The organism is Streptomyces sp. NPDC002520, assembly GCF_053595235.1.
Genome location: NZ_JBSFXG010000003.1, coordinates 166,962 through 179,860, shown reverse-complemented (window position 1 = coordinate 179,860; position 12,899 = coordinate 166,962). Strand labels below are relative to the sequence as shown.

13 protein-coding genes are annotated in these 12,899 nt (G+C 72.3%); 5 read left to right on the top strand and 8 right to left on the bottom strand.

Annotated features, from left to right (window positions below; all coding sequences use genetic code 11):
- Window positions 1–107: 107 nt before the first annotated feature.
- The 6 genes from ACWD5D_RS06790 to paaA all read right to left on the bottom strand — a co-directional run bounded on the left by ACWD5D_RS06790 (window position 108) and on the right by paaA (window position 5,071).
- Entirely contained in the window at window positions 108–1,250 is a 1,143-nt protein-coding gene (locus ACWD5D_RS06790) for an acyl-CoA dehydrogenase family protein (protein WP_451371728.1), read from the bottom strand.
- Between the two features lie 201 nt (window positions 1,251–1,451).
- Window positions 1,452–2,513: a 1,2-phenylacetyl-CoA epoxidase subunit PaaE gene (paaE, locus tag ACWD5D_RS06785; RefSeq protein WP_451371727.1), complete on the bottom strand. Its 1,062-nt coding sequence runs from the start codon at window positions 2,511–2,513 to the stop codon at window positions 1,452–1,454.
- Window positions 2,513–3,058, bottom strand: coding sequence for a 1,2-phenylacetyl-CoA epoxidase subunit PaaD (gene paaD, locus ACWD5D_RS06780; protein WP_451371726.1), 546 nt, complete (start codon window positions 3,056–3,058; stop codon window positions 2,513–2,515). The genes paaE and paaD overlap by 1 nt, the downstream gene beginning before the upstream one ends.
- Window positions 3,052–3,771 (bottom strand): 1,2-phenylacetyl-CoA epoxidase subunit PaaC, encoded by a 720-nt coding sequence (paaC, locus tag ACWD5D_RS06775; RefSeq protein ID WP_451371725.1) that lies wholly within the window; start codon window positions 3,769–3,771, stop codon window positions 3,052–3,054. Before paaC ends, paaD begins: the two co-directional genes overlap by 7 nt.
- Window positions 3,768–4,055, bottom strand: a complete 288-nt coding sequence (gene paaB, locus ACWD5D_RS06770; protein WP_451371724.1) for a 1,2-phenylacetyl-CoA epoxidase subunit PaaB — start codon at window positions 4,053–4,055, stop codon at window positions 3,768–3,770. The genes paaC and paaB overlap by 4 nt, the downstream gene beginning before the upstream one ends.
- Window positions 4,052–5,071, bottom strand: coding sequence for a 1,2-phenylacetyl-CoA epoxidase subunit PaaA (gene paaA / locus ACWD5D_RS06765; protein WP_451371723.1), 1,020 nt, complete (start codon window positions 5,069–5,071; stop codon window positions 4,052–4,054). Before paaA ends, paaB begins: the two co-directional genes overlap by 4 nt.
- A 310-nt stretch (window positions 5,072–5,381) precedes the next feature.
- Here paaA and ACWD5D_RS06760 point away from each other — a divergent pair, with 310 nt between their 5' ends.
- From ACWD5D_RS06760 to ACWD5D_RS06750, 3 genes are read left to right on the top strand one after another with little or no spacing between them, the layout of a single operon-like run.
- The gene (locus ACWD5D_RS06760) at window positions 5,382–6,350 is read left to right on the top strand and encodes a DUF5819 family protein (protein ID WP_451371722.1); all 969 of its coding nucleotides are present in this window, start codon (window positions 5,382–5,384) and stop codon (window positions 6,348–6,350) included.
- Window positions 6,347–7,573 (top strand): HTTM domain-containing protein, encoded by a 1,227-nt coding sequence (locus ACWD5D_RS06755; RefSeq protein WP_451371721.1) that lies wholly within the window; start codon window positions 6,347–6,349, stop codon window positions 7,571–7,573. The genes ACWD5D_RS06760 and ACWD5D_RS06755 overlap by 4 nt, the downstream gene beginning before the upstream one ends.
- Window positions 7,570–8,319 carry a TrmH family RNA methyltransferase gene (locus tag ACWD5D_RS06750; RefSeq protein ID WP_451371720.1) on the top strand — a complete coding sequence of 250 codons (750 nt, stop codon included), beginning with the start codon at window positions 7,570–7,572 and terminating at the stop codon, window positions 8,317–8,319. The genes ACWD5D_RS06755 and ACWD5D_RS06750 overlap by 4 nt, the downstream gene beginning before the upstream one ends.
- A 6-nt stretch (window positions 8,320–8,325) precedes the next feature.
- On the opposite strand, the gene paaN is transcribed toward ACWD5D_RS06750, so the two are convergent.
- Window positions 8,326–10,017 (bottom strand): phenylacetic acid degradation protein PaaN, encoded by a 1,692-nt coding sequence (gene paaN / locus ACWD5D_RS06745; RefSeq protein WP_451371719.1) that lies wholly within the window; start codon window positions 10,015–10,017, stop codon window positions 8,326–8,328.
- A 159-nt stretch (window positions 10,018–10,176) separates the two neighbouring features.
- Here paaN and ACWD5D_RS06740 point away from each other — a divergent pair, with 159 nt between their 5' ends.
- Window positions 10,177–11,691 carry a 3-hydroxyacyl-CoA dehydrogenase gene (locus ACWD5D_RS06740; protein WP_451371718.1) on the top strand — a complete coding sequence of 505 codons (1,515 nt, stop codon included), beginning with the start codon at window positions 10,177–10,179 and terminating at the stop codon, window positions 11,689–11,691.
- Window positions 11,688–12,275 (top strand): TetR/AcrR family transcriptional regulator, encoded by a 588-nt coding sequence (locus ACWD5D_RS06735; RefSeq protein WP_451371717.1) that lies wholly within the window; start codon window positions 11,688–11,690, stop codon window positions 12,273–12,275. The genes ACWD5D_RS06740 and ACWD5D_RS06735 overlap by 4 nt, the downstream gene beginning before the upstream one ends.
- Before the next feature lie 68 nt (window positions 12,276–12,343).
- Here ACWD5D_RS06735 and ACWD5D_RS06730 read toward each other — a convergent pair whose 3' ends face one another.
- Window positions 12,344–12,844, bottom strand: coding sequence for an Lrp/AsnC family transcriptional regulator (locus ACWD5D_RS06730; protein ID WP_451371716.1), 501 nt, complete (start codon window positions 12,842–12,844; stop codon window positions 12,344–12,346).
- Window positions 12,845–12,899 lie beyond the last annotated feature (55 nt).

Below are 12,899 nucleotides of genomic sequence, written 5' to 3'. Positions count from 1 at the left end.
GACGAAGTCTCCGTCGACAGGGGGCGAGCCCGCCGGCGGAGCGAGGCTTTCGCGTCGCCGGCGGACCGAGGCCTCAGCGCCGCCGGCAGACCGAGGCCTCAGCGCCGTCAGCTGAGCGGATGCGTCGCCAGCAGGTCGCCGAGCGCCTCCTCGTACGCCGCCGCCGGGCCGAGCGACAGCTCCAGGTGCTTGGCCCAGGCGTGGTACCGGTGCAGCGGATACTCGGTGTCCGCGCCGAACCCGCCGTGCAGATGCTGCGCCGTCTGCACGACCCGCCGCACCCCCTGCGCCGCCCAGATCTTCGCCACGGCGACGTCCCCGGCAGCCGGCAGCGGCCCCGGCGCGCCCGAGGCGATCCGCCACGCGGCCTGCCACAGCGTGGCCTCCATGGCCCGCAGATCGATGTACCGGTCGGCGGCCTGCACGGCGACCGCCTGGAACGTCGCGATCGGGTGCCCGAACTGCTCCCGCTCGCTCGTGTACTCGCCGGTCATCCGAAGCACCCGCTCCCCGAGCCCGAGGGCCAGCGCGCAGGTTCCGGTGGCCAGCAGCGTGTGCAGCCACTCCCCGGCGCCGTCGGCCTCGATGACGTCTCCGGCCTCGATCCGCGCCGACCGCAACCGCACCTCGGCCAGCCGCTCCCCGTTGGTGGAGACCTGCTCGGCCAGGCCCACCCCGTCCGCCTCGCGCGGCACCAGGGCGAGCACGCTCCGGTCGGTGGCAGCGTCCTCGACGTGGGCCGGTACGAGGACGAGGTCCGCGTCGTACGCCCACGGCACCGCCGTCTGCACCCCGTCCAGCACCCACGCGTCCCCGTCCCGCCGTGCGGTGACCGCGAGTTCGGCCGGATCGTGGCCGGTACGGCCGTGCGCGGCGACGGTCAGCACCAGCTCGCCGCGCCCTGCCCGGGCCAGCAGCCGTTCCCCCAACTCCTTCGTCCCGTAGGCCTGCACGGTCGCGGCGGCCGCGCTGTGCTCCAGCAGCGGAACCCGGGCGAGCACCCCCGCGGACTCGCGCAGCACCAGACACAGCGCGATGGCGTCCAGGCCGGCCCCGCCGTGTCCCTCCTCGAGCAGCAGACTGAGCAGGTCCGCGCCGGCGAGCCGGGACCACAGCTCGCGGTCGAACCCCTCGGCCACGGCACCGCTGGTCAGCGACGGACTGGGCACCGCGTCCGGCACCACCCCTGCGAACACCCCCCGCGCCGCCTCCGCCGCCGCCAACTGCTCTTCGCTGAAGGTGAAGTCCACGGCCTGTCCTCCTGGCGAATCCGGTCGCCCCCGACGGCTCGTCTCGACCGACGGAGTATCTGACGGGCCGTCAAGATAGAACAGGTTCTAGAAGAAGGGAACGGCAAGGGAGTGCGGGACGCCATTTCGGACTCTGTGTCCGAGGGCCCTCCCCCTCCCCCTCCCCCTCCCCCCTCCCCGTCCCCCTTGCAGAGGCACCCCTCAGCGGTCGAAGTCCAGCTCGACCTTTTCCGTCATCGGGTGCGACTGGCACGCCAGTACGTACCCGGCCTCTGTCTCCTCCGTCTCCAGAGCGAAGTTGCGGTCCATGCGGACCTCGCCGGAGACCAGGAAGGCCCGGCAGGTGCCGCAGACGCCGCCCTTGCAGGCGTAAGGCGCGTCGGGGCGGTTACGCAGAACCGTCTCCAGCAGCGACTCGCCGTCCTGGACCGGCCAGGTGCCGCCGCGTCCGTCGAGCCGGGCGGTGACGGTGCTGTGCGCGGGCGCCGGTGTGGTGACCTTCGGCGCGCCCTCGTCCACATGGAAGATCTCCTGGTGGATGCGGGTGCGGTCCACACCCAGCTCGCGCAGCGCCTTCTCGGCGTCCTGCACCAGTCCGAACGGCCCGCACAGGAACCAGCCGGCCACCTGGTCCACCGGCAGCAGCGCCGGCAGGAGTCCGATGAGCCGCTCGCGGTCCAGCCGCCCGGACGGCAGACCCGCCTGCTGCTCCTCGCGGGAGAGCACCGTGATCAGCTGAAGCCGCTCGGGATAGCGGTCCTTGAGGTCGGCGACCTCCTCCAGGAACATCGTCGAGGCGGCCGTACGGTCGCTGCGTACCAGGCAGAACCGGGCCTGCGGCTCCCGCGCCAGCAGGGTGGCGGCGATGGACAGCACCGGGGTGATGCCGCTGCCGCCGACGACGGCCGCGTACCGGCCCGGGGACGGTTCCAGGGTGAAGCGGCCGGCCGGGGTCATCACCTCCAGCTCGTCCCCGACGGCGATCTCCTTGAGCGCGTAGGTGGAGAAGGCGCCGCCGTCGACCAGTCGCACGCCCACGCGCAGGGTGTTCGGGCCCTCGCCCGCCGGGTCGGGGGCCGGGGAGCAGATCGAGTACGTGCGCCGTATCTCCTCGCCGTCCGTGCGCCGGCGCAGGGCGAGGTGCTGGCCGGGTGCGTGCCGGTACTCCTCGCGCAGCTCGGGCGGGACGGCGAAGGTGAGGGCGACGGAGTCGTCGGTGAGCCGGTCGACCGCGGCCACCGGGAGCGGGTGGAAGCGTGCCATCACAACTCCTTGAAGTGGTCGAAGGGTTCACGGCAGGCCAGGCAGCGGCGCAGTGCCTTGCAGGCGGTGGAGGAGAACCGGCTCAGCAGTTCGGTGTCGGCGGATCCGCAGTGCGGGCAGCGGACGGGGTCGCTCTCCTCGGCGGGGGCGAAGGTGTCCGTGAGAGTGCGGGTCGCTCCCAGGGACAGCGGGACCGGTCCGGAGTCGTGCCGCACGCGCGGGGGAGCGATGCCGAACTCCTGGAGTTTGCGGCGGCCTTCGGCGGTGATGTCGTCGGTGGACCAGGCGGGGGCGAGCACCGTGCGGACGGTGACCTCGCGCATGCCGTGGGCGCGCAGCACCCGCTCGATGTCCAGGCTCATCGCCTCGATGGCGGGGCAGCCGGTGTAGGTCGGGGTCAGATCGACCTCGACCGCGTCGGCGCCGCTGACGTGCACGGCGCGCAGGACGCCCAGCTCGTGGAGCGTGAGCACGGGCAGTTCGGGGTCGGGTACCGAACCGGCCAGCTCCAGCAGCTCCGCCTCCAGGGCGGTGGCCGTCACCATGACGCCCCCGGGTGGCTGCGGTGCAGATGCTGCATCTCGGCGATCATCCGCCCGAAGGGTTCGGTGTGCAGGCCCTGCCGGCCGGCGCCCGCCGACCAGGCGCCGGTGCGCGGGCCCTCGGGCACGGTCAGGGTGGCCCGGCCGAGCACGTCCGTCACGGACTGTGTCCAACGGGCGTCCATGGTGGCCCAGTCGGCGTCCACGCCGTCCACCGGCTGGAACATCTCGCCGGTGAACCGCCACAGCGCGTCGCAGGCCCGCTGCATCCGCTCCTGGCTGACGGCGGTGCCGTCGCCGAGCCGCAGGGTCCACTGCTCGGCGTGGTCGCGGTGGTAGGCGACCTCCTTGACGGCTTTCGCGGCCAGGGGGGCGAACGGGCCGTCGCCTGTGGTGAGTTCGGCGTAGAGCAGGTGCTGGTAGGTGGAGAAGTACAGCTGGCGGGCGATGGTGTGGGCGAAGTCGCCGTTCGGCTGCTCGACCAGCTGGAGGTTGCGGAAGGCCCGCTCCTCGCGCAGGAAGGCCAGTTCGTCCTCGTCGCCGGCCATGGACAGCAGCACGCGGGCCTGGCCGAGCAGGTCGAGGGCGATGTTGGCGAGGGCGACCTCCTCCTCCAGGACCGGGGCGTGCCCGGCCCACTCCCCCAGGCGGTGGGAGAGCACCAGGGCGTCGTCGCCGAGGGCGAGGGCGGCGGTCACGGGGACGGTGGCGGTCACAGGTGCTTCACCCCTTCCGGGATCTCGTAGAAGGTCGGGTGCCGGTAGGGCTTGTCGGCGGAGGGCTCGAAGAACGGGTCCTTCTCGTCGGGCGAGGAGGCGGTGATCGCGGTGGCGGGGACGACCCAGATCGAGACACCCTCGCCGCGCCGGGTGTACAGGTCGCGGGCGTTGCGCAGGGCGAGTTCGGCGTCCGGCGCGTGCAGGCTGCCGGCGTGGGTGTGGGAGAGGCCGCGGCGGGAGCGCACGAAGACCTCCCACAGGGGCCAGTCGGTGTTCGTCATGCTCGCGTCTCTCCTGTTCCACGGGCGGTCCCGGCGTGCTTGGCGGCGTGGGCGGCGGCCGCCTCCCGTACCCACGCGCCCTCGTCGTGTGCGCGCCTGCGCTGGGTGATGCGCTGGTCGTTGCAGGGGCCGTTGCCCTTGAGGACGTCCCAGAACTCGGTCCAGTCGATCGCCCCGAAGTCGTAGTGCCCCCGCTCCTCGTTCCATCGCAGGTCCGGGTCGGGGAGGGTGAGGCCGAGGGACTCGGCCTGGGGGACACAGATGTCGACGAAGCGCTGGCGCAGCTCGTCGTTGGAGTGGCGCTTGATCTTCCACTCCATGGACTGCGCGGAGTGCTGGGACTCGTCGTCGGGCGGGCCGAACATCATCAGCGAGGGCCACCACCAGCGGTCCACCGCGTCCTGGGCCATCGCGTGCTGCTCGGGGGTGCCCTTGCCGAGGGTGAGCAGCAGTTCGTAGCCCTGGCGCTGGTGGAAGGACTCTTCCTTGCAGATCCGCACCATCGCGCGTGCGTAGGGGCCGTAGGAGCAGCGGCACAGGGGGACCTGGTTGGTGATCGCGGCGCCGTCCACCAGCCAGCCGATCGCGCCGACGTCGGCCCAGGTCAGCGTGGGGTAGTTGAAGATCGAGGAGTACTTCTGGCGGCCGCTGTGCAGCTTGTCGAGCAGTTCGGCGCGGCTGGTGCCGAGGGTTTCGGCGGCGCTGTACAGGTACAGACCGTGGCCGGCCTCGTCCTGGACCTTGGCCATGAGGATCGCCTTGCGGCGCAGGCTGGGTGCGCGGGTGATCCAGTTGGCCTCGGGCTGCATGCCGATGATCTCGGAGTGGGCGTGCTGGGCGATCTGCCGGACCAGGGTCGCGCGGTAGGCGTCCGGCATCCAGTCGCGCGGTTCGATGCGTTCTTCGGCGGCGACGGCCGTGTCGAAGGCGTGCTGGTGGGCCGCCGTGTCGCCGGCGGTGCCGGGTGCGCCGTCCGCCGGTGTACCGGCCGTGCGGTGCGCGGCTGCTGTGGCCATGCGGTCCCCCTGACCTCGGGCTCTCCTTGAGCACGGTCCCGACCGATCGTTCGGTTCGTGCGTCATCAATGGTGTGCCGGGGCGCTGCGGGTGTCAACCGCTGTGGACAACCGGTGCGAACCGCCTGTGGAAAACCGTGGGACGGGCGGCGCGGCGTGGCGAGGGCCACTGTCCGGGGTCGTACCCGGGGCTGCGCCGGACGGCCGGTGCTGAGTACCGTTCCGTGCGAGCGCGGAGGAGTGGCGCTCGTGACGGATGCGGCGTCTGTGGCGCCGGTGGGACCACCGAGCGGAAGCGGGGGACGGGGCGGATGGACGCGTACGACGAGGACTCGCAGGCCCCACCCGGGCCCGACGGGTCGACCGGGGTGCGCCGCCCGGAGCTTCCCGAGCAGGCCGGGGCACGTGGCCGGGAGACGTCGGAGCAGGTCGGGGCACGTCGCCGGGAGGCGTCGGAGCAGGGCGGAGCGCTGCTCCCGGAGGATCCCGAGCACCGGGAGGGTCCTGTCCGTCGAGTCTTCGACGACCTCGACGGACCCGGCGGCGCCCCTGCTGCCGCTTATCCTTCCGAGCCGTCGCCTTCTTCCGGGCAGCCGCCTTCGTCCGAGCCGCCGCCCCCCGCCCCGTCGCCCCGCACCGGCGTCGCCGCCCTCTCCCCCCGCTACCAGGTCGTCGCGGCCGTGGCCCTCGGGCTCGTCGCGGTCACCACCTGTGTGCACCTGGCCATGGTGTTCCTGAGCGTCGCGCCGCCGAACACGGTGACCAAGCAGCACGGCAAGGCCGTCGAGGAGTGGGTGTACCCGGAGTTCGAGCAGAACTGGAAGCTGTTCGCCCCGAACCCGCTCCAGCAGAACATCGCCGTCCAGGCACGCGCCCAGGTGCGGACGAAGGACGGCGACCTGCGCACCACCGGCTGGGTCGACCTGTCCGCGCAGGACGGCGCGGCGATCGACGGCAACCTCGTGCCCAGCCACACCCAGCAGAACGAGGTGCGCCGCGCCTGGGACTTCCTCGCAGCGACGCACGGCGCCGACAACCGTCCCGTGGGCATGCGCGGCGCGCTCTCCGAGCAGTACGTGCGCCGGATCGTCGTGATGCGCCTGTACCGGTACGACACGACCAGCCGGGCGGGCGTCATCGAGCGCGTACAGGTCCGCTCCAGCACCACCAACGTGCAGCCGCCCGCGTGGAGCCGGGAGAAGATCTCCGACAAGCCCGTCTACCGTCTGCTGCCCTGGTGGACGGTGAGCGCCGACGAGGCCGCGGGAGGTGTGCGGTGAGCCGGACCTCCCTGAAGCTCTCGCGTGGCATCGCCCGCGTCACCGAAGCGGCGCTGGGCCCCTACCAGACCGCCGTGATCCGTATCGGCTTCGCCGCGACCTGGCTGCTGTTCCTGCTGCGCGAGTTCACGCACCGCCAGGAGCTGTACGGTCCCGACGGCCCCTGGAGCTGGTCACTCGCCCGGCTGCTGGTCGACGACAACCACGCCTTCACTGCGCTGATGTGGTTCCGCGGGCACCTGTGGTTCGAGGTCTTCTACGTGCTGGCGATCCTCGCCAGTGCGGCCCTGCTGCTCGGCTGGCGCACCCGCACGGCCTCGGTGCTGTTCATGGTCGGGGTGCTGTCGCTGCAGAACCGCAGCGTCTTCATCGGCGACGGCGGCGACAACGTCCTGCACCTGATGTCCCTCTACCTGGTGTTCACGCGCTGCGCACAGGTGTGGTCGCTGGACGCGCGGCGGGCGGCCCGGGAAGAGGCGGCACGCGCGCGTGGGGAGCGGGTTCCCGCCGACCGGCTGGGTCCGGTGCTGTGGGCCGTGTCCGGTTCGACGCTCCTCGCGGTGACGCTGGCCGGCAGGGTCGGCAACGGGCTGCTGGTGCCGGTGCTGCTGTGGACGGTGTGGGCGGCACTCGGCCTGTGGTGGGCCGTCGGGCGCTGGGCGAAGTCGTCGCAGCCGCGGATCCTGCTGGACGTGATCGCCAACGTGGTGCACAACGGCGCACTGGTCGTGATCATGGCCGAAGCGTGTCTGATCTACGCCACGGCCGGCTGGTACAAGATCCAGGGCTCGCGCTGGCAGGACGGCACCGCCGTCTACTACCCGCTCCACCTGGACTACTTCTCGCCCTGGCCCGCCCTCGCCGATCTGATGTCCGCCAGCGGCACGATCATGATGATCGTCGCCTACGGGACGGTCATGGTGCAGGTCGCCTTCCCCTTCACGCTGTTCAACCGGCGGGTCAAGAACGTCCTGCTGGTGCTGATGATGACCGAGCACGCCGTGATCGCGGTCGTCCTCGGGCTGCCCTTCTTCTCGCTGGCGATGATCGCGGCGGACTCGGTGTTCCTGCCGACGTCCTTCCTGCTGCTGCTCGGCGGCTGGGCGGCACGCGCGCGCGGGCGGCTGGTCCGGCGCGGCGACGCGGACCTCGCGCTGCCGTCGCCGCGTGCCCCGCAGGACTCGGAGGAGACCGAGCCGGGGCGCGTAGGGTTCACGGCATGACCGACCCCGTGATCCGCTGGCGGGAGCATGCCGGCGCGGCCGTACTGCTCGACGGCTTCCACGCCCTCAAGCACGCGCTGCGCTTCGGGGCGCAGGTGCCGGTGGCTCTCACCACCGACCGGCCGGCCACGCTCGCTCTCGCCGAGGAACTGGCCGGGGACGTCAGGGACACGCTGGAGGCGCTGCTGACGGAGGTGCCGACGCAGACGTACGCCTCGCTCGTGCCGCGCCCCCACCCGACCGGGGTGGCGGCGCTGGCCGTACGGCCGTCCCGCGAGGCCAATCTCCGGGCCCTGGCGCACATGCCGCGCACCGCGCCGGTCGTGGTCCTCGACAACCCGCGCAACCTCGGCAACGCGGGCGCCGTGATCCGGCTGGCCGCCGGTTTCGGCGCGACCGGTGTGGTCACCACGGGCTCCCTCGACCCCTGGCACCCCACCGTGGTGCGCGGCGGTGCGGGACTGCACTTCGCGACAGCGGTGGAGCGGCTCGGCGTCGAGGAGCTGCCCTCCGGGCCGCTGTTCGCGCTCGACCCGGAGGGTGACGACATCCGTGGCGTCGGGCTCCCCGACGACGCCGTGCTGGCCTTCGGCTCGGAGCGCAGCGGCCTGTCGCCGCAGCTGCGCGCCCGAGCCGATCACCTGCTGCGGCTGCCGATGCGCCCCCAGGTCTCCAGCTACAACCTGGCCACCAGCGTCGCCATGACGCTGTACCACTGGAGTGCGGCCCAGGGCTCGCCCTCCTGAGCCGGGCTACGCCCCGCGGCGGACCTCGATGACCCGGAAGCGGTTGGCCACGAACGCGCCGTCGGTGAGGGCCGCGTTCGCCGCCGGGTTGCCGCCCGAGCCGTGGAAGTCGGAGAAGGCGGCCGTCTGGTTCACGTACACCCCGCCGGTCAGGTTGAACGAGAGCTGCGCGGCCTCCTCGAGGCACACCTCCTCGATGGCGCGGGCGACCTCCGGGTCGGTGGTGTACGCGCCGACCGTCATCGCGCCCTTCTCGCGGACCGTGCGGCGCAGCAGCTCCACCGCGTCGGCCGCCGAGTCGAGGGCGACGGCGAAGGAGACGGGGCCGAAGCACTCGCTCATGTACGCGGCCTCGGCGTCCGGCTTGGCGCCGTCCAGCTTGACGACGACGGGGGTGCGCACGACCGCGCCCGGGAACTCCGGGTTGGTGATCTCGCGGGAGGCGAGGGCGACCTCGCCGAGGCCGGCCGCCGCCTCCAGGCGGGCCTTCACGTCCGGGTTGACGATCGCGCCCAGCAGGGCGTTCGCGCGGGCGTCGTCGCCGAGCAGGCCGTCCACGGCGCGGGCGAGGTCGGAGACCACCTCGTCGAAGGTCTTGGGGCCCTCGTCGGTGCGGATGCCCTCGCGGGGGATCAGCAGGTTCTGCGGGGTGGTGCACATCTGGCCGCTGTACAGGGACAGCGAGAACGCCAGGTTGGACAGCATGCCCTTGTAGTCGCCGGTCGACTCCACGACGACCGTGTTGACGCCGGCCTTCTCCGTGTAGACCTGCGCCTGGCGGGCGTTGGCCTCCAGCCAGTCGCCGAAGGACGTGGAGCCGGTGTAGTCGATGATGCGGATCTCGGGGCGGGTGGCGAGCGTCTTGGCGATGCCCTCGCCGGGGCGCTCGGCGGCCAGCGCGACCAGGTTCGGGTCGAAACCGGCCTCGGCGAGCACCTCCCGGGCGATCTGCACGGTCAGCGCGAGCGGCAGCACCGCCCGCGGGTGCGGCTTGACCAGGACCGCGTTGCCGGTGGCCAGGGAGGCGAACAGGCCCGGGAAGCCGTTCCAGGTCGGGAACGTGTTGCAGCCGATGACCAGGCCGATGCCGCGCGGGACCGGCGTGAACTCCTTGGTCAGCACCAGAGGGTCGCGCTTGCCCTGCGGCTTGGTCCACTCCGCCGCCTGAGGCGTGCGCACCTGCTCCGCGTACGCGTACGCCACCGCTTCCAGGCCGCGGTCCTGGGCGTGCGGGCCGCCCGCCTGGAACGCCATCATGAAGGCCTGTCCGCTGGTGTGCATGACCGCGTGCGCGAACTCGTGGGTGCGGTCGCTGATCCGCTTGAGGATCTCCAGGCAGACCGCCGCGCGGGCCTTCGGGCCCGCGTCGCGCCAGGCGCGCTGTCCCGCCTGCATCGCCGGCAGCAGCACGTCCACGTCCGCGTGCGGGTAGGTCACGCCCAGCTCGATGCCGTACGGCGAGACCTCGCCGCCCACCCAGTCGTCGGTGCCGGGCTGCCCGAGGTCGAGGCGGGTGCCCAGGACGGCGTCGAAGGCGGCCTTGCCGGCCCCGGCGTCCAGGCTGCCGTGTTCGCCGTACGCCTTGGGGTGTTCGGGGTGGGGGGACCAGTACGCGCGCGTGCGGATCGCTTCCAGGGCCTGGTCGAGCGTGGGCCGGTGCTTCGCGATCAGCTCGTGGGGGGTCGGTTGGGCGGCCATGCAGGACCAACTCCTCGTCTGGAGAACTCTTCGTCGAGTTCAGGACCTGGGCAGAAACACAGCGGGAACAGCCAGTCAGAGCTAGAGTAACCGAACGATCGGTCGGGACAAGGGGGTCCGCCGCATCTGTGGAAAACGTCGTGCGGGAGGATCGCGGACATGACAGCACTCCACGTCAGCAGCCCCGTGGCCGTCGTCGGCACCGGCACCATGGGCCAGGGGATCGCCCAGGTCGCGCTGATGGCCGGCCACCCCGTGCGGCTCTACGACGCCGTACCCGGACGCGCCCAGGAGGCCGCCGAGGCGATCGGCGCCCGTCTCGACCGGCTCGTCGCCAAGGGCCGCCTCGACGCGGCCGACCGGGACGCGGCCCGCGCCCGGCTCACGCCCGCCGGCAGCCTCGCCGACCTCGCCGACTGCGGACTGGTCGTGGAGGCCGTCCTGGAGCGGCTGGACGCCAAGCAGGCGCTCCTGCGGGACCTGGAGGAGATCGTCGCCGGCGACTGCCTGCTCGCCACCAACACCTCGTCCCTGTCGGTGACGGCCATCGGCGGCGCCCTCGCCGACCCCAGCCGCTTCGTGGGCCTGCACTTCTTCAACCCGGCCCCGCTGCTGCCGCTGGTCGAGGTCGTCTCCGGGTTCGCCACCGACGTCACGTCGGCCACGCGCGCGTACGAGACCGCCCGTGCCTGGGGCAAGACCCCGGTGGCCTGCGCGGACACCCCCGGCTTCATCGTCAACCGCATCGCCCGGCCCTTCTACGCCGAGGCCTTCGCCGTCTACGAGTCCCAGGCCGCCGAACCGGCCACCATCGACGCGGTCCTGCGCGAGTCGGGCGGCTTCCGGATGGGCGCCTTCGAGCTGACCGACCTCATCGGCCAGGACGTCAACGAGTCCGTCACCCACTCGGTGTGGCAGTCCTTCTTCCAGGACGTCCGCTTCACCCCCTCGCTGGCCCAGCGCCGACTGGTCGAGTCGGGCAGGCTCGGCCGTAAGAGCGGGCACGGCTGGTACGACTACGCCGAGGACGCCGAGAGCGCCGAGCCGCACACCGCGGAGAAGGCGCAGCCGCCCGCGCGGGTCACCGTCGAGGGCGACCTCGGCCCCGCCTCCGAGCTGGTCGCGCTGATCCGCGAGGCGGGCATCCAGGTCCACGAGGAGGAAGAGGACCACGGCACCCGCCTGGTGCTGCCCGGCGGCGGCCAGCTCGCGCTCGCCGACGGCCAGACCTCCGTGGAGTTCCGCGACGTCGTCTACTTCGACCTCGCCCTCGACTACCGCAAGGCCACCCGCATCGCGCTGTCCGCCTCCCAGGACACCTCGCCGGGAACTCTCACCGAGGCCATCGGCCTCTTCCAGGCGCTCGGCAAGGACGTCAGCGTCATCGGCGACGTCCCCGGCATGATCGTCGCCCGTACGGTCGCCCGGATCATCGACCTCGCGCACGACGCCGTGGCCAAGGGCGTGGCCACCGAGGAGGACATCGACACCGCGATGCGCCTCGGGGTCAACTACCCGCTCGGGCCCTTCGAGTGGAGCCGCAGGCTCGGCCGCGGCTTCGCCTACGACCTCCTGGACGACCTGCACCTGCGCGAGCCCTCCGGCCGGTACGCGCCGTCCCTCGCGCTCTACCGTCACGCGTACGCAACCGACAAGCGGGAGGCCGCCTCATGACCACCGCCAGGCGCGACACGTACACCCCCGAGACGCTGCTCTCCGTCGCCGTCCAGGTCTTCAACGAGCGCGGCTACGACGGCACCTCCATGGAGCACCTCTCCAAGGCGGCCGGCATCTCCAAGTCGTCCATCTACCACCACGTGAGCGGCAAGGAGGAACTCCTGCGCCGCGCCGTCAGCCGGGCGCTGGACGGCCTGTTCGCGATCCTCGAGGAGGAGCACGCGCGCGTGGGGCGGCCCGTCGACCGGCTGGAGCACGTCGTGCGCCGCATGGTCGAGGTGCTCATATCCGAGCTGCCCTACGTGACGCTGCTGCTGCGCGTGCGCGGCAACACCGAGACCGAGCGGTGGGCCCTGGAGCGGCGCCGCGACTTCGACCACCGGGTCGCCGAGCTGCTGAAGGCCGCCGCCGCCGACGGCGACGTCCGCGGGGACGTCGAGGTGCGCCTGGCGACCCGGCTGGTCTTCGGGATGATCAATTCCCTCGTGGAGTGGTACCGGCCCGAGGCGCGCGGCGCCAGCGGCCGTGAGGTGGCCGACGCGGTGGTCCGGCTGGTCTTCTCCGGCCTCCGGCAGGACTGAGGACCGCCCCCCCACCGGACTCCCAGGACCCCCACGACGCCGGGCCGGCCGCCGAGCCGGCGGCCGGGTCAGGTCTCCGGTTCCAGATCCTCCTCCTCGAAAACCAGCAGCGTGCGCGTGCTGAGCACCTCGGGGATCGCCTGGAGCCGGGTGAGCACCAGCTCGCGCAGCGCCCGGTTGTCGGGCGTGTGCACCAGGAGCAGGACGTCGAAGTCGCCGCCCACCAGGGCGATGTGCGAGGCGCCGGGCAGCTGCCTGAGCTGCTCGCGGACCGTGCGCCAGGTGTTCTGGACGATCTTCAGCGTGATGTACGCCGACGTGCCGTGCCCCGCCCGCTCGTGGTCGACACGGGCGCTGAACCCCCGGATCACCCCGTCCTCGACCAGCCGGTTGATCCGCGCGTAGGCGTTGGCGCGGGAGACGTGGACGCGTTCGGCGACGGACCGTATCGAGGCGCGGCCGTCCGCCTGCAGGATTTTCAGGATGTCCTGATCGATGGCGTCCAGCGGGCGCGCGGCCGGCGGCACGGTCCCCTCGTCCGGCCCGTGGACCATTTGTTCAGGTGACATGTCCCCCCGCTCTTCCGTCGTGGACGTCCTGCGTTCATTCCAGGCTGTGGAGAAC